The organism is Rhodococcus sp. C1 (assembly GCF_020809065.1).
Classification (GTDB): Bacteria; Actinomycetota; Actinomycetes; order Mycobacteriales; family Mycobacteriaceae; genus Rhodococcus_F; species Rhodococcus_F qingshengii.
The window spans coordinates 6,128,053-6,150,302 of the sequence record NZ_CP078080.1 but is presented as its reverse complement, the minus strand read 5'-3'; the positions used below and the strand labels follow the sequence as shown (position 1 = coordinate 6,150,302).

The 22,250-nt window shown below is 63.9% G+C and carries 22 protein-coding genes; 6 read left to right on the top strand and 16 right to left on the bottom strand.

Annotated elements, in window-relative coordinates; translation table 11 throughout:
• Positions 1-3: 3 nt before the first annotated feature.
• Positions 4-837, top strand: coding sequence for an NmrA family NAD(P)-binding protein (locus tag KTR60_RS28470; protein WP_030537953.1), 834 nt, complete (start codon positions 4-6; stop codon positions 835-837).
• A gap of 6 nt (positions 838-843) precedes the next feature.
• Here KTR60_RS28470 and KTR60_RS28465 read toward each other — a convergent pair whose 3' ends face one another.
• From KTR60_RS28465 to KTR60_RS28430, 8 genes are read right to left on the bottom strand one after another with little or no spacing between them, the layout of a single operon-like run.
• The gene (locus tag KTR60_RS28465; RefSeq protein ID WP_228401524.1) at positions 844-1,854 is read right to left on the bottom strand and encodes a YdcF family protein; all 1,011 of its coding nucleotides are present in this window, start codon (positions 1,852-1,854) and stop codon (positions 844-846) included.
• A 25-nt stretch (positions 1,855-1,879) separates the two neighbouring features.
• A complete protein-coding gene (locus tag KTR60_RS28460; RefSeq protein WP_228401523.1) occupies positions 1,880-2,086 on the bottom strand; it encodes a hypothetical protein in 207 nt (68 codons plus the stop codon).
• Between the two features lie 12 nt (positions 2,087-2,098).
• Positions 2,099-3,835 (bottom strand): CocE/NonD family hydrolase, encoded by a 1,737-nt coding sequence (locus KTR60_RS28455; RefSeq protein WP_228401522.1) that lies wholly within the window; start codon positions 3,833-3,835, stop codon positions 2,099-2,101.
• Positions 3,836-3,848: 13 nt separating this feature from the next.
• Positions 3,849-4,790, bottom strand: coding sequence for an MBL fold metallo-hydrolase (locus KTR60_RS28450; RefSeq protein WP_219468350.1), 942 nt, complete (start codon positions 4,788-4,790; stop codon positions 3,849-3,851).
• Position 4,791: 1 nt separating this feature from the next.
• A complete protein-coding gene (locus KTR60_RS28445; RefSeq protein WP_219468353.1) occupies positions 4,792-5,709 on the bottom strand; it encodes an alpha/beta hydrolase in 918 nt (305 codons plus the stop codon).
• 12 nt (positions 5,710-5,721) lie between these two features.
• On the bottom strand, positions 5,722-6,849 hold the full coding sequence (locus tag KTR60_RS28440) for an FAD-dependent oxidoreductase (RefSeq protein WP_219468357.1): 1,128 nt from the start codon (positions 6,847-6,849) through the stop codon (positions 5,722-5,724).
• A 15-nt stretch (positions 6,850-6,864) separates the two neighbouring features.
• Positions 6,865-7,818 (bottom strand): phosphotriesterase family protein, encoded by a 954-nt coding sequence (locus tag KTR60_RS28435; protein ID WP_219468360.1) that lies wholly within the window; start codon positions 7,816-7,818, stop codon positions 6,865-6,867.
• Positions 7,819-7,874: 56 nt separating this feature from the next.
• On the bottom strand, positions 7,875-8,888 hold the full coding sequence (locus KTR60_RS28430) for a phosphotriesterase (protein ID WP_228401521.1): 1,014 nt from the start codon (positions 8,886-8,888) through the stop codon (positions 7,875-7,877).
• Positions 8,889-9,036: 148 nt separating this feature from the next.
• Between KTR60_RS28430 and KTR60_RS28425 the strand changes: the two genes are divergently transcribed.
• Positions 9,037-9,624 (top strand): TetR/AcrR family transcriptional regulator, encoded by a 588-nt coding sequence (locus KTR60_RS28425; protein WP_228401520.1) that lies wholly within the window; start codon positions 9,037-9,039, stop codon positions 9,622-9,624.
• Between the two features lie 12 nt (positions 9,625-9,636).
• On the opposite strand, the gene KTR60_RS28420 is transcribed toward KTR60_RS28425, so the two are convergent.
• The 6 genes from KTR60_RS28420 to KTR60_RS28395 form a co-directional block, all read right to left on the bottom strand.
• Positions 9,637-11,298, bottom strand: coding sequence for an MFS transporter (locus tag KTR60_RS28420; RefSeq protein WP_228401519.1), 1,662 nt, complete (start codon positions 11,296-11,298; stop codon positions 9,637-9,639).
• Between the two features lie 218 nt (positions 11,299-11,516).
• Positions 11,517-12,440 carry a LysR family transcriptional regulator gene (locus KTR60_RS28415; protein WP_228401518.1) on the bottom strand — a complete coding sequence of 308 codons (924 nt, stop codon included), beginning with the start codon at positions 12,438-12,440 and terminating at the stop codon, positions 11,517-11,519.
• Positions 12,441-12,464: 24 nt separating this feature from the next.
• Positions 12,465-13,592 (bottom strand): NAD(P)/FAD-dependent oxidoreductase, encoded by a 1,128-nt coding sequence (locus tag KTR60_RS28410; RefSeq protein WP_228401517.1) that lies wholly within the window; start codon positions 13,590-13,592, stop codon positions 12,465-12,467.
• Positions 13,589-13,783, bottom strand: a complete 195-nt coding sequence (locus KTR60_RS28405; protein ID WP_219468377.1) for a ferredoxin — start codon at positions 13,781-13,783, stop codon at positions 13,589-13,591. Before KTR60_RS28405 ends, KTR60_RS28410 begins: the two co-directional genes overlap by 4 nt.
• Positions 13,780-14,955: a cytochrome P450 gene (locus KTR60_RS28400; protein WP_219468380.1), complete on the bottom strand. Its 1,176-nt coding sequence runs from the start codon at positions 14,953-14,955 to the stop codon at positions 13,780-13,782. The genes KTR60_RS28405 and KTR60_RS28400 overlap by 4 nt, the downstream gene beginning before the upstream one ends.
• Before the next feature lie 63 nt (positions 14,956-15,018).
• The gene (locus KTR60_RS28395) at positions 15,019-15,798 is read right to left on the bottom strand and encodes an IclR family transcriptional regulator (protein ID WP_228401516.1); all 780 of its coding nucleotides are present in this window, start codon (positions 15,796-15,798) and stop codon (positions 15,019-15,021) included.
• A gap of 57 nt (positions 15,799-15,855) precedes the next feature.
• Between KTR60_RS28395 and KTR60_RS28390 the strand changes: the two genes are divergently transcribed.
• The 4 genes from KTR60_RS28390 to KTR60_RS28375 are packed head-to-tail and all read left to right on the top strand — an operon-like array spanning position 15,856 to position 19,786.
• Positions 15,856-16,992 carry a cupin domain-containing protein gene (locus tag KTR60_RS28390; protein WP_219110434.1) on the top strand — a complete coding sequence of 379 codons (1,137 nt, stop codon included), beginning with the start codon at positions 15,856-15,858 and terminating at the stop codon, positions 16,990-16,992.
• Positions 16,989-17,825 (top strand): fumarylacetoacetate hydrolase family protein, encoded by an 837-nt coding sequence (locus KTR60_RS28385; RefSeq protein ID WP_228401515.1) that lies wholly within the window; start codon positions 16,989-16,991, stop codon positions 17,823-17,825. Before KTR60_RS28390 ends, KTR60_RS28385 begins: the two co-directional genes overlap by 4 nt.
• Positions 17,822-18,520: a maleylpyruvate isomerase family mycothiol-dependent enzyme gene (locus tag KTR60_RS28380; protein ID WP_219468389.1), complete on the top strand. Its 699-nt coding sequence runs from the start codon at positions 17,822-17,824 to the stop codon at positions 18,518-18,520. The genes KTR60_RS28385 and KTR60_RS28380 overlap by 4 nt, the downstream gene beginning before the upstream one ends.
• Positions 18,521-18,532: 12 nt before the next feature.
• Positions 18,533-19,786, top strand: coding sequence for an FAD-dependent oxidoreductase (locus KTR60_RS28375; protein ID WP_219468393.1), 1,254 nt, complete (start codon positions 18,533-18,535; stop codon positions 19,784-19,786).
• 10 nt (positions 19,787-19,796) lie between these two features.
• Here KTR60_RS28375 and KTR60_RS28370 read toward each other — a convergent pair whose 3' ends face one another.
• Complete coding sequence (locus KTR60_RS28370; RefSeq protein WP_219468396.1) at positions 19,797-21,065, bottom strand: reverse transcriptase family protein; 1,269 nt, start codon at positions 21,063-21,065, stop codon at positions 19,797-19,799.
• Positions 21,066-21,305: 240 nt separating this feature from the next.
• Entirely contained in the window at positions 21,306-22,247 is a 942-nt protein-coding gene (locus tag KTR60_RS28365; protein WP_124567282.1) for an ABC transporter substrate-binding protein, read from the bottom strand.
• Positions 22,248-22,250: the final 3 nt, after the last annotated feature.

Below are 22,250 nucleotides of genomic sequence, written 5' to 3'. Positions count from 1 at the left end.
CTCATGGAGAACGGAATTGCTCGCGGCGCCGACATCGCGGTGATCGGCGCCGCGGGTAAGACCGGTGAGGCCGTCGTCGCCGCACTGCCGCCGAGCGTGACAGTTCGGCGACTGGTGCGAAAGGCGCGTGTCGACGGGGACTTCGAGGTAGAACTGGAAACCGGAAGCGGACTGCGCAAGGCGCTCGCCGGGTGCCGAGGCGTGTACTTCATTGCCCCGAACGTCCATCCCGACGAGCCCGCACTGCTTCGCAATGCGCTGACGGCAGCGGCTTCGGCGGGAGTGGAGCACTTTGTCTATCACTCCGTCGCGTGGCCGTTCAGCCCGTCCATGCCGCATCACCTGGACAAAGCCAGGTGTGAGGACGAGCTGCATCGTTCACCCTTGAAATGGACTGTGCTGCAACCGTGTGCGTACGCGCAGAATTTCGAGGCGGTACTCACGGGCCGATCTGACACCATCGTCCTGCCGTACAGCGCGGAAACGAAGTTCTCGTTCGTGAGTTTGGCGGACGTGGCGGCTGTTGCCGCGGTCGTACTGAGCGAGGGCTCGGGTGAACATCACGGAGCGACGTACGAGGTGGGCGGCCCGCAAGCTCTGAGCGTCATGGAGGTGGCACAGATGGTGGAAAAGCAGACGTCACGGACCGTCGCGATAGATCAGATCAGCGTGGATCAATGGCGCGAACAGATCGGCAGCAGCCTTGACGTCAACGCCAGCTCGCGTCTGGCGGCGATGTTCGAGTTCTACAACCACCATGATTTTCTTGCCGGCAGCGCGGCCGTCGAACTGCTTCTGGGTCGCCGACCGATGGGCGTCGAGAGCCTGATTCGCTGAATCCGGCTACGAAATGCCTCCTGCCGCCCAGACCACCAGTGGGGGCAGGGCGGCCAGGATCAGGCAGACCGTTCCGTTGAGCCACTTGTGCTCCACCGTGACGGCGGCGAACTCGCGCAGAATGGCGCTCGGCAGGTAGTACCGGGCGGTGTGGGAACCGATGACTTCCGCATCCAGATCGAGGCTTCGGGCAAACGTCGCGGTTCGGAGGATGTGGAAGTTGCTGGTGACCAGCACCATTCGAGGCTTCGTGGTGTTGGCACGGAGAAGGTCCCTGGTGTACTCGAGGTTCTCGAGCGTGGTGGTCGAGCGGTCCTCGAGAATCACGCTCTCGCGCGGTATCCCGTGATCGACGAGGTAGACGCACATTGCCTCCGCCTCGCTGACCACCTCGTCCGAACCCTTCCCGCCGCTCACGACCAACAGTGGTGAACGTCCTTCGCGGACCTCGGCGCGAAAGACGTCGGCCGCCTTGTCCAGACGGCTGGCAAGCAGGGGCGTCACGTCGGCGCCCGAAAGCCCGGCGCCGTGAACCACTATCGCGTCCATCCCGGGCTGGTACTTCTGGCGTCCGTAGACGTAGGAGTAGAGCAGAAAGCTCGTGAACAGAAACCCCAGGTACGACGCGACCAGGCTGAACGAACCGAGAACGACTGCGAGCCAATATCTCTGCGTCAGCAGCGCTGATGCGAGCAACACGTAGGTAACGAGCAGGCCGAGTCCGGCGACGAGTGAGAGCAGATTCGCGACGCTGAATCCCTCGCGCCGCAGCATCGTGATTCCGTTGACGATCAGGAATCCTGCAAGCAGGAGCACCAGCAACGGCGAGAGCAGAGCGATCGTCGCGATGACGAACGACGGGACCTCGGTGCCTGGCGCACCCGACTGCAACATCCACAGACCGGTGAAGATCAGTCCGAGAAGTAGATAGACGCCGTTGCTCAGCCTCCGCCGATCCTGCCTGAACCGGTAGCCGCAGAATCCGAGCAGCGCGAGGCCGATGAGGAGAAGGATCACGGAGCCAGCCTAAGCGAGGCGCCCACTACACGGGCGCCACCACCTTCGACTGCTGGATCGCGGACAGAACCCTGGTACGACACTCGATGAACAGTGGGTCCGCCTTGGTGGTCAGTTGATCTCGAGACCCGACTAGAGGAGGAGGACGGCATGCCGCCGGATAACTGCCGGCGAAAAGGAACAGCACCTTCCCGCCTCGACGCCCCAAGGCGCCGAGGCCTGCTGCGGACATGGCATCAGGATCTCACTTGTTGTTCACCTGGGAAGTGACCGTCGTGAATGGAAGCACGAGCCGTGAGCGATGTGCCGCGTCGCGGTAGATCTTGTGAGTGACGGGACGACCCACGGGAAGGTGGAACGCGTCCGGCGGGAGCAGTGCGTTGTGCTCGTCTGCCAACGGCTCTGCGTTGGACAACTCCACGGTCAGCTTGTGGCCCGGCTTGAAGGTATTCGCGAACGGGTAGAGGCGCAGCACGTACTCCTCGATCTTGCCCGGCTCCACCGGCACCGCACGGGTGTGTGGGTGGTGCGGGTTGCCCTCGGTGGTTCGCTCGTCCAACTCGCGGTGCGAGGCCTTCAGATAGCCGGAAGTGATCAGCTGGCGCTTACCGTTCGGGGCGTAATCCCACAGGCGCAGAATGAAATTCGAATCGCTCTGGTCGATCTCCGCGAAGATGTGCGCGGCTCCGGTGCCGATCATCTCCGTGGACTCCTCGAAAACCGGTGTGCTCCAGGCCAGGATCTCGACCTTGTCGGTGACGGTGAGTGGGGCCTGGTAGAAGCCGTCAGGGGCGGCGTACTCGGCGCCCATCGGCTCCGGTTCGGTAGCGAGTTTGTGACGTGGGCGCAGGTACAGCGCCTTGTACTCGATATCCTTTGGTGGCCAATGGTTTCCGGTGGCCAGTTCGCGTGAGCCTTCGACGAAGACGCTCACGGCCGGCTCGGCCATGACACCGTTGTCGATGCCCTTGATCCAGTAGTCGTACCAGCGGAACATCTTGTCGTGCTCTTCGATGAAGGGGCGCGACTGCATCGGCGGGTAGGGGCCGATATCGAGCTTCTTCGGGCCCTTCAACGCGTCGAAGAGCTCGATCGTGCCGTCCATCGTCCAGCCGCGGCCCTGGTCGATCTGCAGGTAAACCGGGATATCGATGTTGGGAGCCAGCGTGATCGGGTTGCGCTCCTCGTACCAGTCGCCGTCCAACTCGTTCATCACGATGTCGAACCAGGCTTCGTGGTTCTTCGGATAGTTCAGCACGTGAACCAGATTCGGCCAGGCGGCGACGTCGGGATCCTGCAGGCGCTCGGCGACGCGTTTCTCGACCTCTTCGGGGCTATACGTCTCGAGCATGCGGGACTTGACGTTGTCGGTGAACGCCCAGCCGGAGTCGCCGCCGCGACCTTCACGGGCGGCGCGCGGCATGAACCACATGATGCCACCGTGGTAGGTGGTCTCGTAGAAGTCGTAGTGGCCGCCGCTCACGTAGATCGCCTTCAGGTGCGGCGGACGCTCAGCGGCGGCCAACACCTGCATGGAGCCGAAGTACGAGATGCCGACCATGCCGACGTTTCCGTCACACCACGGCTGTGCCGCAACCCATTCGATGAAGTCGTAGGCATCCAGTCCGAGCGAGACGCCACCGGCGTTGTAGTTGCCGATGTGCTCGCCTTCGGACGCACCGGAGCCGCGCAGGTCACCGATGACGTGAACGTAGTCCTCGCTGACGATGCGCGCGATGTCGCCGGCTTCGATGCAGCCGTCCCACATCGGGCTGGGGCGTCGTTGCGGCGGCGTCGTCAGGGCAAGCGCCTGCAGTTCCTTGCCGTATGGACTCAGTGCAACGAGCGCCGGCCGCGGCTTTCCGTCGACGCCCTCGTAGGCGTCTGCCGCCAACTCGATCCCGTCGCGCATCGGGATCCGGAGATCTTTGCGGATGTGGATTGCCTGTCCACCTGCGTTGAATGTTTCGAATTCGGCCATGGGTCAACGACTCCTATTCTTCTTCGTCGTACTGAGTGCGGTAGCCGTGCATCGTTGTGAAGAACGGGGACGGTTCGAGAGTGGGGTCGCCCTCGTAGCCGAGTTCCTCGGCGACAGGTGCAAACGGTGAGTACGCCGAGTCCGTCTCCGGCGGACCGCCGCACAGGCACTGATGCGCTGCACCGCGGACGCCGACCTCGATGTCGACACTCTCGCGCAATGCCTCGGATGCCTGTTCGCGGTCGAGTTCGACGTCGTAGGCGACACCGTCGGCCCGGCGGTACGGATGCCCCAGATACAGGTGGTTCGGGCGGATCTCGTCACGCAGGTACCGAAGACTCGACCGGTACGCGAGAGGATCTTCGTAGCCGGGGAAGCCGTTGGCCGCTCCGTGGACCTGCACGGCGTCGCCGACGAACACGTCGTTCTGGCCGTCAACCACGTAGGCGACAGATCCGGCCGTGTGGCCGGGGATGGAATGCACCGATACGGTGACACCGCCGCCGAGGGAGAGGGTTTCGCCGCCTCGAACCAGTATGGACGGCTCCATCTCGCCGGAGATGACTGCTTTCGCCGACGCCATCTGCTTCTCCACACCCTGCGGGTCGTCGAGGTATTGCCCACGCCCCGTCAGGTATTCGTCGACGTGCGCCTGCCGGGAGCGCAACAGGTGTGCGTCGGCCTCGTGGATCACAACCTGAGCACGCCTGCCTGTGAGTTCCCACAGGGCGTGGGCGCCACCGATGTGGTCAATGTGGCCGTGGGTCAACAGGATCCAGCGAACATCTTCGATCCGGCGCCCGATTGCCTCGAGCGCCGGGGCCATACCCTGCGCCGGCGACGACGCGATCCCGGTGTCGACGATTGCGAGTTCGGGGGCGTCGATCAGGAAGCTGTAGAGGCCGAATCGGCCCCACGGCGAGACGAGCGGATGAATCTTCACGTCGTCTGTCATGTCACTCACCGGTGGAACGGAGGAAGGCGGCAGTCTCCCCGAACACCTTGTGGTACTCCGGGATCCAGGAGAAGTTCTGCGCGAACCCGTGGTTGGCGCCGGCATAACGGCTCACCGTCACCTCGACGCCGGCTTCCTTCAGGCGCTGGCCGTACAACTCGCCCTCGTCACGCATCGGGTCGTACTCGGCCGTGACGATCAGTGCCGGGGGTAGCCCGGAAAGATCCTCACGCTTGATCGGTGAGACAAGCGGGTTCGCCGCGTCAGCACCGCTCTGGAAATAGAAACTGTTGAAGCCCTTCAGTCCTGCCGTCTCCACGCCGTACCCTTCGGCGTTCTCCCGCAGAGATTCGTAGCGATCGACGTCGAAGTCCAGGTCCAGCGAGGGGTAGAGAAGTACCTGGTGCGTGATGCGGTCGAATCCCTCGTCGTGTGCCAGTGCAGCGACGGCGGCAACAAAAGTGCCACCCGAACTGTCGCCGGCCAGCGCGAGAGTCTTCCCGTCCCACTTCAGAGCCTCGCCGTTCTCCGCTGCCCAGCGCACTACCGCGTGGCAATCCTCGAGACCGGCCGGGAAGGCCGCCTCGGGAGCGAGACGGTAGTCGACGGAGATGACCTCGAGGCCGGTCTCCTTCGCGAGGTTGCGCGCAACGTGGTCATGCGTGTTCAGGCTGCCGAGGAAGAACGCGCCGCCATGGAAGTACACCAACAGTCCGTACGCGTCGGCGTCAACCGGTGTGTAGATCCGGACGGGCACGTCGCCCGCGGCCGTGTCCTCGACAGCGTGCAGTGGCAGGCGCTGTTCCAGCGGAGCTACGTGCGTCTCGTCGCCGGCGCGCATGAGCGCAGGGTCGAGCGGTCCCTCGGGCGGGGCCGGCAGGGTGGCGATGAGCTCAGCGATCTGGGGATGCAAGGGCATGTCGTGGCTTCCTTACTTGGTCGCAGCCGGCTGAGCTGCCGTCTTCTGGCCGGGGAACACGTCGTTGACTTCGTCTTCGGTCCAGCCCTGACGCGAGATGCGCTGCAGCTCGTCCGTCACCGGCTTGCGGTTTGCCTGGTACAACGCCAGTGCTTCCTTGACGGAATCGGCTTCCTTCAGAGCGTCGGCGAGACCGCCGGCGTCCAGGATCGCCGAGTTCGCGCCCTGGCCCTGGTGATGCAGCATCGAGTGGGCGGCGTCGCCCACGAGGGCAACAGAGTCGGTGTGCCACACATCAACCGGGTCGATGTCGTAGACCGCGCGAATGCTCACCGTGTCCATGTCGAGGTCGCGAGCGATGTTCACGATCCGCTCGTCGAAACCTTCGAGTGTCGCCAGGATGTCTTCCTTGGTGATCGTCGGCGCCCACGTGCTGTCCGGGCACAGCGCGGTGATGTCGAAGGAGACCTGGCCGCGGTGGCGCAGCGGCAGCAGGTAGACCTTCGTGCCCCGTCCGATGTACATGCGGAGGTTGTCGTCCGTCGCCATGCCGTAGGCGTCGTCAACCGAGATGACCGTGCGGTACGCGTGCTCGCCGGAGAACACGGGGCCCTTGTCGCTGAAAAGCTGTTGCCGCACAACTGACTTGATGCCGTCGGCGCCGATGACCAGATCGGCTTCGACGGTCGTGCCGTTGGTGAAGGTGAGCACGGAGCGATCGCCCTTGTCCTCGAGAGTCTCGAGTTTGTGGCCGAGATGCACCATGCCTTCGGGGAGTACGCCGAGCAGAGCGTCGATGAAGTCGCCGCGGTGGATCAGGTGAGTCTTGGTGCCCTCGGTGTCGCCGGGGACAGCGGGCCACTCCTCTTTCATGATCGGATCATTTGTGCCGGTGAGGATTTCGAAGTAGTCACTCGGCGAGCTGACCTGCGCGACGGCGTCGAAGATGCCCCACTGGCGGAAGCGATCCATAGTGGACGGACGCAGACCGATGCCGGCGCCGACCTCCCGGATCTGGCTAGCTTGCTCGTACACGGTGACATCGGCGCCGAGCAGGCTCAGGGCCTTGGCTGCGGCAGCGCCGGCGTATCCCGCGCCGACGATGGCGATTTTCAGGTTCTCGAGCTCTGAAGACTGCATTGTTCTTAGTCCTTGCTAGTTCTGGATGGTCAAGAAGTCGGCCGGATTCTCGACGAACAACTTGGTGATGGTGGCTTCGTCCAACCCGGCTTCGCGCAGGTCGGGAATGAGGTCTTCGAAGAGGTAGTTCAGGGTGTGGCCCTTGACGCCCGGCCATCCGAGCGGGCTGCAGTTGGCGTCGACGCCCGCGAGTGCCTGATCCAAGTGGCCTTTGCCGAGGAAGCGCAGGAAGTGGTCAAGGCGCTCCTTGCGGGGGCGTGCCCAAAACGGCGGGTCCGGGAGTTCGGTCTCGTAGCCGAACGTGTCGAAGCCGACGCGTCCACCCTGTTCGGCAATCCAGGTGTCACGCGTCTTGTCGGCGTTCACACCGTCGTCGACGTGCCCGAACAGCACCCGATCCAGCGGCAAGCCCTCGTCGTTGAAGATTTTGATTGCGTTCTCGGCGTCGATAGCCAGGTGCGTCAGGATCGGCACGCCGGTGCTCAGCGCAGCGCGAGCGGCCGCGCGGTAGATGCGCTTGTCCAGATCCGTCATCCGGCCACCCCGGCTCACGCCGACCTTGATGACACCGGCCTTGCTGCCGGTATTGCCGATGCCGACGGTGATCTCATGAACGAACTGACTCGTGAGGTACTCGACGTTTGCTCGTTCGAAGAACGGAAGTGCGGTGTCGCCGCCGACAAAGCCGGTGCACGCGATGATGTGGACGCCGGTCTTGGCGGACAGCGACTTGTAGTAGTCGACGTCACGGCCGTTGCAGATTCCGGTGACGTCGACGAAGGTTCCGCCGCCGTACTCGTGAAATTTCCGAAGCTTGGGGACGGTCTCGGAGTACCGCTCCTCGGGGGTCTTCCACCACTTCGTGTCCAGCTCGGAGCCCGGCATGCCGTACCCGATGTGCTCGTGGATGGCCACGATCCCGAGTTCCTCGGCGGGGATCGACCCCAGAACGGTGTTCACTCTCGACACAACACTCACCTCTAAGAAGATTCGAAAATTGGATGGTTATCCGTTGTCGCGGTGGGTCAGCCCACGGCTCGCGTCGGCGTAGCCCCTGACGCGCTGAGCAAGTCGCGCGGGTTGTCGACGAGGATGCGCTGCACATCCAGCTCGCTCAGTCCCTGCGCTGTGAGGGCGGGGACAAACGTCGACAGGATGTAGCTGAACGGCAGATCGTTCCCGGGATGACCCTTGGCGACGCCGGTTGCGTTGCTGGAGAGCAGAATCCGGTTTCCGTAGCCGGCTTTGATCAGCTCGGCAATCAAAGCGGCACGCTCGGCGTCGGTGATGTGGACGTCATTTGCTGTGCCTACGTGGTCCAGCGCGACATAGGCGCCGCGGCGGGCGATTTCGGCCGGGGCGCCGGCGGCGTCGGCGTCTTTCCGGTCGAGTCCGCCGACGACGACGCGCTCTGCCGGCAGCTTCTCTTCCGCGAGGATCTCGAGGTCGGCCACCGCATCGTTGCCGTAGCGGATGGAGACAGGGGTGCCGGTGGCGAGCGCGGCGCGGGCCGCTCCGCGGAACAGGCTTTCCTCGGTGGCGGTCATTCCCTCGTGATTGGCGGCGGTAGCCACCAGTCCGGGGATACCGCGACGCTCTACGCGCGGAATCACCATGCCATCGGTGATTTCCTGAGTGAATAGTTCGGCGAACTTCTCTGCCGGCCAGGGAGTCGGCGGATTGGTCTGCGGCGTAAGGAAATAACCGCCGAGCATCTCCTCCGGACCGAGGCCCGTAGACGTGACGATGTGCACGCCGGTGGTGCGTGAGAGAGCCTCGTACAGCTTGACGTCGCGACCGTGGAACATGCCGGTGGCGTCGACGATCGTCGCTCCGCCGTGTTCTCGGAAATCCTTCAGTTTGTCCGTCAGGGTCTCGAAGATGTCGGCGCGGTCCATCGGGATGTCGAATGCGTATTCCGCACCCGGAAGCACTGACAGCAGTGCTTCGTGGACCGCGACAACACCCAACTGGTTGGCGGGAACGGGGCCGAGAACGGTGTTGACGGTGTTGCCTTCAGCGATCTGGTCGACCTTCATCGGCATTTCCTTTCGTCATCGTCATGCCTGCATGACGTGGTAGCGATCACAGTAGCCATTAACATTACAAAGCGTCAAGTGAGTTGGTTAACAGACATCTGACTTGCCGGACTGATTTGTGGCTTTGCTGCGGCTAGAATCTGTGGCCATGTCGCTTCGCGCCGCTCAAAAACAGATGACCTACGAGCTTTTCCTTGCCAAGGCACTGGAATTGTTCGGCGAGAAGGGCTACTCCGCGACCACGATCGACGACATCGCGTCGGCTGCAGGTTCGACCCGGACTACCTTCTACCTGCACTTCTCGTCCAAGGCGGACGTGATGAGTGCGCTGCTGACCAAGGTCGACGCGATCCTTAACGCGGCTGACAACCCCGCACTGACCGCGGTGGTTGCCTCCGGCTCGCGAGGCGAAATCCACGCATGGCTCGACCGCAAGTTCTCCCAATGGGACGAGATCAAGCCCTACCTCACCGCGTCCTACGAGGCGTCATACGAGCCGGACGTCGAGGCCAAGACCGAGCAGTGGTTCGAGTCCGCCGTCGAGGACATGACCGCGGGGCTGGACACGGCGAAGCGTCTGCCGGCCGACCGGCGCCGGATCCGCTGCGTGCTGGCTTTCGGGCAGCTCGAGCACCTCTCGCGGCGCTACTTCTCCATCGGCTGGCGGACCCCGCGCGAGATCTGCCTCGACGAAATCACCGAATCCTGGTGCTACTTGCTCGCAGCGGACAACTGAGGTTCACCGGCCTTATCGGACGTTGACGTCGTCGGCCACATTGGCGATCTCATGCAGTACGTCGGTGCCCATATCGACTGCGGCTTCGGACTCCGGGCGGCTTCCGAAGAGTCCGAACAGGGTCAGGACACCGGACGCGGCGGCGCACAGCGCGCACACCAGGAACGCCAGGCTGTAGCCGCTACCGAGCGACGAGAACGCCAGATCGCTGATCACGGAAGGCATTGCGAGCATTGGATTGTCGGGTCCGGGTGCCAGGCTCGGATCGGTCGGCACCGGAATGACCGGCATCGAGTTGAGCGCCATCGCGCCGCCCTGCTCGCCGATCCCCATGACGGCGCCGGCATGAGCCTGACCGAGATCGGAATCACCGACAGCTGCGCCGAGGCCGTCCCTGACTTCGTTGTTGGCGACACTGTTCGCAATAGCAGCGACGAGAACGGGTCCGAGTGCAAAGCCGAAGTCACGCAACAGGTTTGTCGTGGCACTTGCCATGCCGGCCAAGCGCAACGGCACGGTGTTGATGGCCACCGCGGTGATCGACGCGACCGTGAAGGCGAACCCGACGCCGAGCAGCAGCATCGGCACGATGAAGTCCGTCCACGTCGAGGTCTGGACGTCGAACTGCGAGCAGATGAAGCCGGCGATCGCGATCAGTGCAAAGCCCGACGTCAGCACCCATCGCGGTGAAACGCTGTGGATCAGGCGGGATACGAGCGGCACCAGCAGGAACGCGGGACCCTGGATGACCAGGAACAACACGCCGATTTTGAGCGGTGAGACATGCTGAACCGCACCGAGCCAGATGCTCATCGAGAAGCAGAGTCCCAGGAACGCGAACATGCCGACGACGGCGGTGATACCCGAGATCGCGTAGACCCGATTGGCAAACAGGTTCAGGTGCAGCAGTGGCACTTCGGTGCGCAATTCGATGACGACAAACGCGGCCAGGGATACGACGCCGATGACAAAGCCGACGACGATCGTGGTGTTGCCCCAACCGATCTCGGATCCCTGCGTCAGCGCCCAGAGCAGGGCGATCAGGCCGACCGCCAACGTTGCCTGACCGGGGAGGTCGAGCTTGCGGCCTTCCGGCGACGACGAGTCCTGCGCGCCCAGTGAAACGACAAACGAGATCAGTGCGGCGGCGATCACTGCACCGAAAGCCCAACGCCAGCTGCCGAATTCGGTGAGTACGGCGGCCATCATCGGCGAGAGTGCGGCACCGAGGGACAGGAAGCCCGCCCACAGTGCGATCGCCCTGGCGCGGGCCTGGGCGTCGGGTGCTGCAGCGGCGATCATCGCCAGCGAGATCGGGTAGAGCGCGCCGGCGCCGATACCCGCGATGGCCTGGCCGATCCACATCAGGTGGACTTCCTGCGCACTTGCACACAGGGCTGCGCCGACGACGATCAGCAGCGCGCCACCGAGTAGCAGTCGTTTGCGGCCGAACATGTCACCGAGCACGCCGAAGGTCAGTTCGAAAACCACCATCGTCGTGGCAAAAGCGGCGCTGATCCACGTGAGTTCTGCGCCGGAGATGTTGAAGTCCTGCTGGAAGGTTCCGTTCAGGGCGCCGGGCAGCGAGTACGCCACCTGGGCCACCATGACGGCCAGGCATGCGGCCACGAGAGTCGCTACGTAGCGCGATGGCCGCGCAGTCGGGTTACTCATTTCTGTGAGCTCCTTGCTCGAGGATTCCGAACCGCCGGATCGGCAGTCCGAGCGCGCTTGTGATACGTGTCACGCACTGAGTGAGCAAGGTGTCACATCGGTTTACGGTCTGTCAAGCAAATTCTGTATCGCGGATATTGGTGGACAGAGCACGTTTTCGGCAAAGTTCACACCCCTTCCAGCGCGCTGAAAGGGGTGTGAGCTCGAGGAAGAGGGTGCTAACTGGGCGCGGCTACTTCGACGAGAATCCCCCGTAACCAGGATTTGAACTCGGCATCGGCCAGGCGTGGGTTCCACACCATGTCGACGACCAACGGTGCGACCGGTAGCGGGAACTCCTCGATCCGCAGGTCAACCCGCGCGGCCATCGCGACCGCGACTCGATAGGTGTGCAAGGCAACTCCACCGGCCGTTGCCACCAGGTGCGGGATGAGCAGGTGATCGGAAATCAACGTCCCGATGCGGTAGTCCACTCCGTGCGCGTCCAGCGAGGCGTACGGCGGCACGCGGTGACGGGAGCCGTAGGTGACATGAGGCAACGACGTCAGCAGCTGTAGTGCAGATGCCTCGGGGTCGCTGTCGCGGTGGGCGATCACCACCCATCGGTTCTCGTACAGGCGTTCGCGCGGATACGGCGAATGGAATGCCTCTGACAGAAGTACGACGTCCACGCCGTTGTCGGTGAAGTCGGCGGCCTGCGGCGCGACAAAATTGCGGATGCGCAGCGTCGCATTCGGGGCTCGGTCGGCAACCAGTCTTGCCAACTCCGCCCCGACCACGAAGGCGGTGCTGGTAGTCATCGCAACTGTGATGGTGCGGCTGTCGTGAGCGGGGTCGAAGCCTGGGAAGTTCACCACTCGCGCAGTCTGGCGTAGCACTTCACGCAGTGGATCGATCAGCTCCAGCGCGCGCGGAGTGAGCACCAGTCCGCTCCCCTGCCGCACAACCAGATCGTCCCCAATCATCCGGCGCATCCTGCCCAGGGCGTGACTCATCGCGGGTTGGGTCATGCCTACCCTGGCGGCGGCTCGCGTGACCGAACCCTCTTCGAGCAGCGCAAGCAGCGGTACCAGCAGGTTGAGGTTGACCCCGCCGAGGCGCTCCAGGCCGAGATCGCCATCGTGGTTCCGGGGTTGGTTCATCCACACGAAGTTACGCGGCCTGCGTCATCCGGCGGTCGAGGCCATGCGTCGCAGTCTCGGGATTGCAATGCGGTGGTTGACCGCGACGGCGACGCCGCGGCCGTCGTCGTGAGTCCAGCGCATCACCGACGGTCCGTCTGGCCGCTCGCCGACGAGGAACTCGGGTTCTCCCGCCACCGGCAAGTGACCGGTGGCCTTGAGGTTCAACCCGAACTGCTCGGTCCAGAAGTACGGATCGAGGTCGAGCTCCGGCGCTTCATCGCCGGTCAAGAGTGCGACGGCGGCAACTTTTGCCTGTTCTATTGCGCTGCTCCACAACGGAATCCGTCGTATTCCTTGACGCGTGGGGATGGCCGCGACGTCCCCGGCTGCCACGATGTTCGGCCGAATCCGTCCTCGTGAATCTGCTTCGAGAGGGCCGTCTGCGAGTCCGCTGGTAGCCAACCACTCCGTGTTGGGTATGTCGCCGATCGCAGTGACGATCAGTTCGGCCTCGATCCGAGATCCGTCTCGCAGGATCACTCCGCGAGGACCGTCGATCCGAGCGGCCGACCCGTCGACGATGGTCAGTCCCTGTGCCACCGCGGTCGCGGTGAACGCTTCGGACAGGTGTGGACCCAGGTGCGAGAGCATCGGCCTGCCGTCGGCCACCACTGTGACCTGACACCCCACAGCCATGGCCGCTGATGCGATCTCCATTCCCAGCGGCCCGGCCCCGACGACTACGACGGACGGCTGGGCGGCCAGTCGTTCGCGCAGAACCCAGGCATCGTCGAGCGTGCGCAGCGTCAGCTCCGCGCTATCCACACCTCCCAGTCGGCGAGCCCGTGAACCGGACGCGATGACCAGTCCGTCGTACGGCAAGTCCGTACCGTCGTCGAGGTGCACCCGGCGTGATTCGACGTCGAGGCCGACTGCCGCCACCCCGAGCATCTCGGTGGCCTGGTGCATCGGCGAAGCCAGTTCGGGGGAGCTGCCGTCGACCAAGAGTGCCTTGGAGAGCGCCGGCCGTGAATATGCCGTCCAGGGTTCGTCCCCCACGATGGTCAGGCTGCCGTCGAATCCGGCGGTTCGAAGACTGTCGCAGGCAGTCTGGCCTGCAATTCCATTGCCGACGACCAGAATTCGTCGACGAGCGTCAGTGCCGTTCATGCCAGTTTGAGTGCGGCGACGGGGCAGACCCGGACAGCTGCGCCGGCGTCGGCGAGCTCGCGGCTTCCCTCGGCGAACTCTTCGAGGTCGAGGACCAGTTCACCCTCGTCGTCGAGGTGCATCAACTTGGGGGCAACACTTTCGCATAGGCCATGGCCTTCGCAACGGGGCCGATCGAGCACAATTCTCATGCGGGGATCACTTTCAGGACGTCGAGTTGATTGATAGAGCGAGTAATGTTGCTGGGCAACAGAATCGGATCGGCAGCCACAATCCGTCGAGCGTGCTTGGCCAGTGCCCTGATGACAGCCTGGCCTTCCAGACGAGCCAGCCCTTGCCCGGCGCAGCCGTGCGAGCCGTAACCGAAGGAGAGATGGTCCACCGGATTCCGTTCGACCGAAAAGGTGTCGGGATTCTCGTAATGCCGTGAGTCGCGATTGCCCGCACCGAAGAGAATCGCAACCTGGGATCCAGCCGGGACGAGCGTTCCGTCGATCTCGACATCCTTGGTGACAAAGCGCCCCCACGCATGCACCGGCGCCCAGAATCGGAGCGTCTCGTTGAATGCTGCCGGTGCCAGCTCGGGATTCTGGTGGACTAGATCGAATTGGTCCGGAAAGGCTGAGAACAGCGCGACGATGTTGCCGATCGCGGCGATCGTCGTATCGACTCCCGCGCCCAGATACTGGTGGATGATCTTGCCGGCAGTATCGGGTGGGATCGCTCCCCGGGCCTCGGCATCGAATATGCCGCGGCCCACCGACTCTGGTGCCAGATCCTCGGCGCGGACTTGCGCGCACCAGCCGTAGAGCTCTCCGGCAATGGGGAAGTTCTCGGCAGTCCGTTGGTTCATCGGGCCGATAACCTCCATCGCGGCTTGTCCCCAGCGCAGCATGTCGTTGCGCACCGAGCCGGTGAAGCCGATCAGATCGGCGACGATCTCGAGGGGGAATGCGCGTGCCAGCGCATCGATGGCGTCGAACGATCCCTGGGTAACCAGGTCCGCGACCAGGGCGTCGGCCTTGGTCTGGATCTGGCCCGCGAGCCCGCGCAACGCACGTGGGGAGAGGTTCTCCGTCAGTGTCGCCCGTAGTTCGGTGTGAACAGGTGGATCCGACGCCAGCGACGTGCCTTGTAATGCCTCGTTGACCATCGGGTTGAATCCGACGCTGCGGGACGAGAACGTGCCGGGATCAGCCAACGCGTCGCGGATCGCGTCGTAGCGCGTCAGGGCGTAGACGTCATTGGTGGTCAGGTGCACCGCTGCGCCGAGTTCGCGGAGTTCGGCGTAAATCGGATAGGGATCGGTCAGGACGTCGTCGGCGAACAAGTCGACGGTGGAAGTGGCGGGAGAATTGGGCATACACCCAGTGAAGTGACTGCAGTCACATAAATCTAACTCATATTTTGCATGGCGGAACATGCGTCAAATTAATGTTCTGCGTGCCAGGTCAGCCTCGATGCGATCGGCAGCCATGCGCAGAGTTGCCACCAGGGACGGCAACTGCTGCCGGTCGTAGCGCACGGACGGGATTGAAACCGACAGTCCGGCAAGGGCTTTGCCGTTGGCATCGCGCACCGGTACTCCGACGGCGACGACGCCGCGCTCGGAGCGGCCCTGGTTGACCGCAAACCCTTGCTTGTGAATCCGCGCCAGTTCGGCACGCAATTTCGGCAGATCCGGCTGGTCGGTCGCATCCGCGTCTGACCTGCTCTCGTAGGCCTGGCCCAGTTCGTCGGCGGAGAGTTCGGCGAGCAGTAGCAACCCGCCGGAAAGGCGGTGTGCCGGAAAGACCATGCCCTCGCGTGATCCGACGCGCAGTACCTGAGCGGACTCCACCGAGACGATGAACCGGGCCTCGACGCCGGTGCGAATGGTCAGATTGGCAGACTCTCCGACCGCCTGGACCAGGAGTTCCATGGGTGGCAGCGCGGCCGATCGCAGCAACGAGGTCGCGGAGCGCGAGTGTTCGGCCAGTTCCAGGACGGGCCCGGCGCCATACTGACGGCCGGGGTGCTGCACTGCGAAGTCCCGGTAGACCAGCATTTGCAGTAGCCGGTGTGCTGTCGATCTGGCGACCCCGAGTCGCTCTGCCGCTTCCGCGACGGTCAGGTTTCCCTCCAATTGCAGGATTGTCGCCAATCTCAGTGCATGGTCGACGCTGGCGATCGCATACGCCGGCGGGGTTTTCTGTGGCTTCTCCATGATTCTGTATAGCAGAATCTAGTGTTCTGTCTTGAATAATCCAGTCACTCTTATGTCATGACTTCGACCGACTCCCCCGTCCGGCTCCACGCCGTCGACGCGCCAGGCCAGCCGGATGTGACCCCAGCGCTCGAGGAGCTGTACCGCGGCTTCGAGTCAGAACTGTTGGTGCCGTTGTGGACTGAGATCGGCGATCTCATGCCGGCTCATCCGCGCTCGCGCGCTGTCCCGCACCTGTGGAAGTGGGAGAACCTGGTTCGCCTTGCCGAGCAAGCCGGCGAGATCGTCCCGGTCGGCCGCGGTGGTGAGCGTCGCGCGATTGCGCTGGCGAACCCGTCACTGGGTGGCCGGCCCTTCGCCACCCCCACCTTGTGGGCGGCGATCCAGTACTTGATGCCGGGCGAGGATGCTCCCGAGCACCGCCACACCCAGCACGCATTCCGATTTGTCGTCGAAGGCTCCGGCGTCTGGACGGTCGTCGGCGGTGACGCCGTCTCGATGAACCGCGGCGATTTCCTGCCGCAGGCGGGCTGGAACTGGCACGCCCACCACAACGCCACCGACAAGCCGATGGCGTGGATCGACGGCCTGGACATCCCGTTCCAGTACCTGACGGAAGCACAGTTCTTCGAGTTCGGGCGCGACGAGATCAGTGACGCCGAGCGCATCACTCCCGAGCGCTCCCGGTCCGAACGTTTGTGGGGTCACCCCGGCCTGCGCCCGCTCAGTGCCACCCAGGTCGCTCCCGGCAGCCCACTGCTCTCGTACAAGTGGGAGTTCACCGACCGTGCACTGCGCGATCAGCTTGCGATCGAAGCCGAAGGTTACGGCGGCACAGTCGAACCAGGCCACGCGGCGGTTCGCTACACCAACCCGCACACCGGCGGCGACGTCCTGCCGACGATGCGCACCGAGTTCCACCGCATCGTCCGCGGCGCCGAGACCGCTCCGGTGAAGGAGACCGGCTCGAGCGTCTACCAGGTGTTCGACGGTTCCGGCACGGTGACTGTTGGCGACCGCACCTGGACAGTGACGCGCGGCGACCTGTTCGTCGTTCCGTCCTGGACGCCGTTCTCCGCGAAATCGGAAGCGGGAAAGACGGACTCGGATTCCGGCGCACTCGACCTTTTCCGCTTCGGCGACGCACCCGTCTTCGAAGCACTGCAGCTCAACCGAATGGAGATTTCACGATGAGGCTCACGACAATTCGCACCGGCGGAACGACGCGCGCAGTCAAGCTCGACGGCGACCGTCTGGTCGACCTCGGCGAGAGCGATCTGGGAATCTTTCTTGCCCATGAGGATTGGAAGCTTCGCGCAGAAGCTGTATCGGCCGACGATGCCAGCACCTACCCGCTCGAGGGTGCAGACTTCGCACCGGTAGTGCCGCAGCCGTCGAAGGTCATTTGTGTCGGTCACAACTACACGAATCACATCAAGGAGATGGGCCGCGAACTCCCGTCGTATCCGACGCTGTTCCCGAAGTTCGCCGACAGCCTGATCGGCGCGAACGACGACATCGTCCGGCCGGACGAGACCGAGGCCTTCGACTGGGAGGTCGAGCTGGTCATCGTCATCGGCAAGCAGGTGCGCCGCGCCGACGACGCTCAGGCCGAGGCTGCGATCGCCGGTTTCACCGTCATGAACGATGTGTCGGTGCGCGACTGGCAGTTCCGCACGATCGAGTGGACCCAGGGCAAGATCTGGGATTCCACGACTCCGGTCGGACCCTTCCTCGTGACGCCGGACGAGGTCGGCGGAGTCCGCCCGGCTCTCGAGGTCACGACAACCGTCGACGGCGAAGTAATGCAGCGTGATGACACCGGCACACTGCTTTTCGATCCGATCACGCTCGTGAAGTACATCTCGACCATCACGCGCCTCAATCCGGGCGACATGATCGCAACCGGAACCCCCGCTGGTGTCGGCCATGCCCGCGATCCGAAGGTCTACCTGCTCGGGGGCGAGAGCGTTGTTACTGCAATCTCGGGTCTCGGTGCGTGCACCAACAAGGTGGTGAAGGAATGACTGACGCCCGGCGCTGGATGGAGCACGGGACGCAGCTGTTCCTGAGCGGCGTCACCGGACTCGACGACGCCGGTGTGGCGGCGCCGTCTGGCCTTCCGGGCTGGGGTCGGCGCCACCTTCTCGCTCACGTCGCCGCCAACGCCGAAGCGCTCCGTAACCTCGTCCATTGGGCCGAAACCGGCGAGGAGACACCGATGTACGCCTCCTCCGACGCCCGCGCCCGCGGGATCGAGGAAGGTTCCCAGTTGCCGGCGGCCACTCTGCTCGCGTGGCCGCGGTCCTCGGCCGAGAAGCTCGACGCTGCAATGGCGTCACTCTCCGACGAGCAGTGGGCACAGCTGATCGTGACAGCCCAGGGTCGGACCGTCCCAGCCACGGAGATCCCGTGGATGCGGGCACGGGAGGTGTGCGTCCATGCCGTTGATCTCGGTACTGGCGTCACCTTCGCCGATCTACCGGCCGATTTCCTTGTGGCGCTTGGTAATGACATCGTGGGCAAGCGCAGCGCGGTGCCTGGCGTGGCGCTTCGGCTCGAAGCTGCCGACGCATCAGCGGTGTGGGACCTTCCCGGCGCGGATGCACCGGTTAGCGTCACCGGTCCGCTTGCCGACCTGGTCGCCTATCTGAGCGGCCGCCCTCACGATCTGTCGACAACTGACGGATCTCCCGTGCCGGTACTACCGGCGTGGCTGTGAACGGAGCACATCATGAACACACCTGACGTCATTGTCGTCGGTGGCGGCATCGGCGGTCTCAGTGCAGCATTTGCCCTGACGCGACAGGGTCTTACCGTGCGAGTGCTCGAGCGGTCCGCCGAATTCGGTGAGGTGGGCGCGGGCCTGCAGCTCGCACCGAACTGCACCCGCATCTTGAACGAGTACGGTCTATTGGACGAGGCTAAAAGCCTTGGCGTCGTGCCCACGTCGATGGTGATGCGTGATGCCGTCGACGCGTCGGAGCTGACGAAGCTGGACCTGACCGATCTCGAACGCCGGTACGGGTTTCCGTACCTGGTCATCCACCGTAGCGACTTGCACAGACTGTTCCTGCGTGCGTGCGAGCGTGCCGGAGTCGAACTTGTCACCGACGCCAAGGCTGTTGCCTACGAGAATTCCGAGGCCGGTGCGCAGGTGTGTCTTTCGAGTGGTGAGGTGCACGAAGCCGGTGTGGTCATCGCCGCTGACGGTTTGCACTCGGTTGCACGCAAGCTGTTGGTCGACGACGAACCTGTGTCGTCCGCTTATGTCGCTTACCGTGGCACGGTTCCGGTGGCGGATTTGGCCGACCGTCCCGTCGATCTGTCGGAGGTCGTGGTCTACGTCGGGCCGGGGCATCACTTTGTGCACTACGGCCTTCGCGGCGGTGAGATGCTCAACCAGGTTGCCGTCTTCGAGTCACCGAAAGCAATTGCAGGCGAGGAGGACTGGGGCACACCTGATGAACTCGACGCGGCATTCGCTGAGTCCTGCTCGGAGGTGCGCGAAGGTATCCCGTTCATGTGGCGTGACAAGTGGTGGCGGATGTACGACCGCGACCCGATCATGACGTGGGTTTCGGGCCGGATCGCTTTGCTCGGAGATGCGGCACACCCGCCGTTGCAGTACATGGCACAGGGCGCGATCATGGCGATCGAAGACGGCTGGGTACTCGCTGAACACGTTGCTCGTCTGCGGAGTGCCGACGGCGTGATCGACTGGGACGCAGCTCTCGCGGCCTATGAGGCCGTTCGCCCTGAGCATTGCCGCCGGGTACTGACGACGGCCCGCGTCTGGGGCGAGCTGTGGCACCTTGACGGAGCGGAACGGCAGCAGCGAAATCTGTTGCTGCGAGCCCGCGGAACACAGGACTACACCTACACCGACTGGATTTACGGGCCGACCGCCCTGGTCCCCGAGGACGAGTCGCCGCTGTATCCGATAGTCCCCCTCGCCTCAGCCGCGGAATTGGTCGTGAACCGCTGAGATTCATGGGTTAGTCCGACTCGAGAATCTCGGCACCCCAATCGACACGGTCGGCCAACCGCAATAACGTGCGTCGGCGCGTAGTGCTGGTTTCGCCGATGTGCGCGATCCGGCCGTAGATGTGGGCGCGGAAGTGCTCGACTCCCGCTCGATTCTGTTCCTGCGCGGAAGTATTGGCTGCATTGTGCAGCAGAGCGCGCAGGCGATCGTAGTCGTCACGCGGATACGACGGTTGGTCGTTGATCACCAGCCCGGTGAGGTGTTGGCGTCGATGAGGGCGCATCACCTTGATCTTTCGCGGATGGACGTCAAACCCTTCGTCCTGGGCGATCTGATTGATCGTCCAGAGGAGGGTGCCGACGTCGGCTATTTCGATTCCGGAGAAGGCGAGGTCGTCGGCGTATCGGGTGTAGGCGAGCCAGTTCGCCTGTGCGAGTGCGCTCGAGCGGATGTCGAATGTGCGCGCGACGAGATTCGCCAGTGCCGGCGAGGTGGGCGCGCCTTGTGGCAGATGCGCGGTGCGTAGCTGTGAGGCCTGTGCGTACGGTAGGCCGCGCAGAGTATCGGCAGGTGTTGCAACAGTGCACAATCCGGTGAGCACTCCTGCCACGGCGGGTGGGTAACCGAGAGCGGCGAAGACGGCGTGAACACGGTTTCCGGTGATCGACGGGAAGAATTGCATGAGATCCACGCCGATCACGATTTCCGACTGTGCATGCGGCGCTGCAAAAGTCAGTGGACTTCGTCCGCGAACAAACCCATGAGCTGCGTCGTGCGCGGGCACCTGGTCGAGGATGCGGCGCAGAATTTTGCGCTGGATTTCCCGCAACCGGGGTTTGGGTATCTCGAGGAGACGAGCCCCGGCCTTCTTGCTGATCTGCATCGGCCGGTAGTGGCGCAGTTGCAATGGTTTCGTGCGCAGCCACTCCCCACGGTCGGAGAACCACTCGAGTTCGGAGATCGTCAGATCCAGTGAACGCGCCAGGTCCGCACTGGTGTTGTAGCGCGGGACGTCGAACCGCCACACCGAGGATTCGTTGGTGTCCATCGAGACCGGGACGGGTCGAAGCCGCGGCAGTTCGCGTAGCAATCGGTACAGAGTCTGAGGTTCGAACGGTGGAGCGGGCATGAGATCGAGCACCCGGACGGCCAGCGATGTCGCCGACACACCGTGGACTGTTCCGAACGCCTCCTCGAGTCCACCGAGTGTCCATGGAGCGTCAGCGGCCGCAACTGCCAGACGCCGCGCCAACTCGGGATCGAGCTCGAGGTCACGCATGGATCGAGCCCGAGATGCGGCGGCGTGGGGTGACCAAATCCTTTGTCCGGAGCGGCGGCAAGCACGCGGAGCGTGCCGAGCGCCGGTGGACGCAGTATCCAATTCTTCTGGCCGACCCAGGGGTTACCCCTGAGACTGGTCGCGTGGACCAACTCTCACCCACGCGCCGCCGCATCTCTTCACAATGGCAGACCGTCCGGTATCTGTCACGTGTGAAGCTGATCTGTCAGCTGTGGGTCATCAGATCGACGAACGATCCGAACCGACGAACTCGCTGATCCACGGCACGACTGCTTCGCGGACGGTGACCGCCTTCGGCAGTAGTCCGTTGCTCAGCAGGAGATCGGCCGCCCGCTGCTGCTCGTCGAGGAACTCGTCGGTGACCGGGTTGACGCCGAAAGGACGTCCGCGCAGTGCAGCTTCCCAGGCATCGAGGCTTGCGGACCCACCACGCTTCTCGACGTCGTCGACGAAGATCTGCGCGGCTTCGCGGGGATTGGCTTCGATCCACGCATCGGATTCCTGCAGAGCCTCGATGATCGCCTGAAGGGCCTCCGGATTGGTCTCCGCGAAATCGCGCCGGGTGAACCACAGTGAGGGGTGGCTGAAGAGCCCGTCGGTGGCGATCAGCGTGCGCAGCTCGTGGTTCGCTTCGATGTCCGTCAGCCCCGGGTATGCACCTACCCAGGCATCGATGGTGCCGTCGACGAGATCCGCTCCACCACCGCGCACGTCGGTATCGACGGGGACGATGTCGGACCAGGTCAGCCCCGCCTGATCCAAGGCGAACAACAGAAGTGTGGTCTGCCACGATCCGTGCGCGATGCCGACTCGCTTGCCGCGCAGGTCCTCTACCGTGTTGATCTCGGACTCTGCTTTGACTACCAGGCGCCCGTTCTCCACGCGGGGGCCGGAAATTCCGATGTAGACGAGATCGCGGCCCTGAGCCAATCCGGTGACGGGCGGGGTGAATCCGGTTCCGATCACGTCGTATCCGCCCTCCTCGAACAGCCAGTCCGAGTGCAGGGTCGGCAAGGCGTTCTCCGGGTTGACTGCGGGCTTGGCGGGAAGCTCGCGCAGGTCCACCCACTCGACATCCGGGAGACGACGTTCGAGGATTCCGGTGTGGCGCAGAACGAACAGTGAATTGTTGTGTGGGAAGTATCCGACGCGAACGGTCATGAG

Excerpts from the sequence above, each read along its gene's own strand:
- KTR60_RS28470 (WP_030537953.1), top strand. The coding sequence starts at position 4 with ATGGAGAACGGAATTGCTCGCGGCGCCGACATCGCGGTGATCGGCGCC.
- KTR60_RS28460 (WP_228401523.1), bottom strand. The coding sequence starts at position 2,086 with ATGTCCGCAGCAGGCCTCGGCGCCTTGGGGCGTCGAGGCGGGAAGGTG.
- KTR60_RS28455 (WP_228401522.1), bottom strand. The coding sequence starts at position 3,835 with ATGGCCGAATTCGAAACATTCAACGCAGGTGGACAGGCAATCCACATC.
- KTR60_RS28450 (WP_219468350.1), bottom strand. The coding sequence starts at position 4,790 with ATGACAGACGACGTGAAGATTCATCCGCTCGTCTCGCCGTGGGGCCGA.
- KTR60_RS28445 (WP_219468353.1), bottom strand. The coding sequence starts at position 5,709 with ATGCCCTTGCATCCCCAGATCGCTGAGCTCATCGCCACCCTGCCGGCC.
- KTR60_RS28440 (WP_219468357.1), bottom strand. The coding sequence starts at position 6,849 with ATGCAGTCTTCAGAGCTCGAGAACCTGAAAATCGCCATCGTCGGCGCG.
- KTR60_RS28430 (WP_228401521.1), bottom strand. The coding sequence starts at position 8,888 with ATGAAGGTCGACCAGATCGCTGAAGGCAACACCGTCAACACCGTTCTC.
- KTR60_RS28425 (WP_228401520.1), top strand. The coding sequence starts at position 9,037 with ATGTCGCTTCGCGCCGCTCAAAAACAGATGACCTACGAGCTTTTCCTT.
- KTR60_RS28420 (WP_228401519.1), bottom strand. The coding sequence starts at position 11,298 with ATGAGTAACCCGACTGCGCGGCCATCGCGCTACGTAGCGACTCTCGTG.
- KTR60_RS28415 (WP_228401518.1), bottom strand. The coding sequence starts at position 12,440 with ATGAACCAACCCCGGAACCACGATGGCGATCTCGGCCTGGAGCGCCTC.
- KTR60_RS28410 (WP_228401517.1), bottom strand. The coding sequence starts at position 13,592 with ATGAACGGCACTGACGCTCGTCGACGAATTCTGGTCGTCGGCAATGGA.
- KTR60_RS28405 (WP_219468377.1), bottom strand. The coding sequence starts at position 13,783 with ATGAGAATTGTGCTCGATCGGCCCCGTTGCGAAGGCCATGGCCTATGC.
- KTR60_RS28400 (WP_219468380.1), bottom strand. The coding sequence starts at position 14,955 with ATGCCCAATTCTCCCGCCACTTCCACCGTCGACTTGTTCGCCGACGAC.
- KTR60_RS28395 (WP_228401516.1), bottom strand. The coding sequence starts at position 15,798 with ATGGAGAAGCCACAGAAAACCCCGCCGGCGTATGCGATCGCCAGCGTC.
- KTR60_RS28390 (WP_219110434.1), top strand. The coding sequence starts at position 15,856 with ATGACTTCGACCGACTCCCCCGTCCGGCTCCACGCCGTCGACGCGCCA.
- KTR60_RS28385 (WP_228401515.1), top strand. The coding sequence starts at position 16,989 with ATGAGGCTCACGACAATTCGCACCGGCGGAACGACGCGCGCAGTCAAG.
- KTR60_RS28380 (WP_219468389.1), top strand. The coding sequence starts at position 17,822 with ATGACTGACGCCCGGCGCTGGATGGAGCACGGGACGCAGCTGTTCCTG.
- KTR60_RS28375 (WP_219468393.1), top strand. The coding sequence starts at position 18,533 with ATGAACACACCTGACGTCATTGTCGTCGGTGGCGGCATCGGCGGTCTC.
- KTR60_RS28370 (WP_219468396.1), bottom strand. The coding sequence starts at position 21,065 with ATGCGTGACCTCGAGCTCGATCCCGAGTTGGCGCGGCGTCTGGCAGTT.
- KTR60_RS28365 (WP_124567282.1), bottom strand. The coding sequence starts at position 22,247 with ATGACCGTTCGCGTCGGATACTTCCCACACAACAATTCACTGTTCGTT.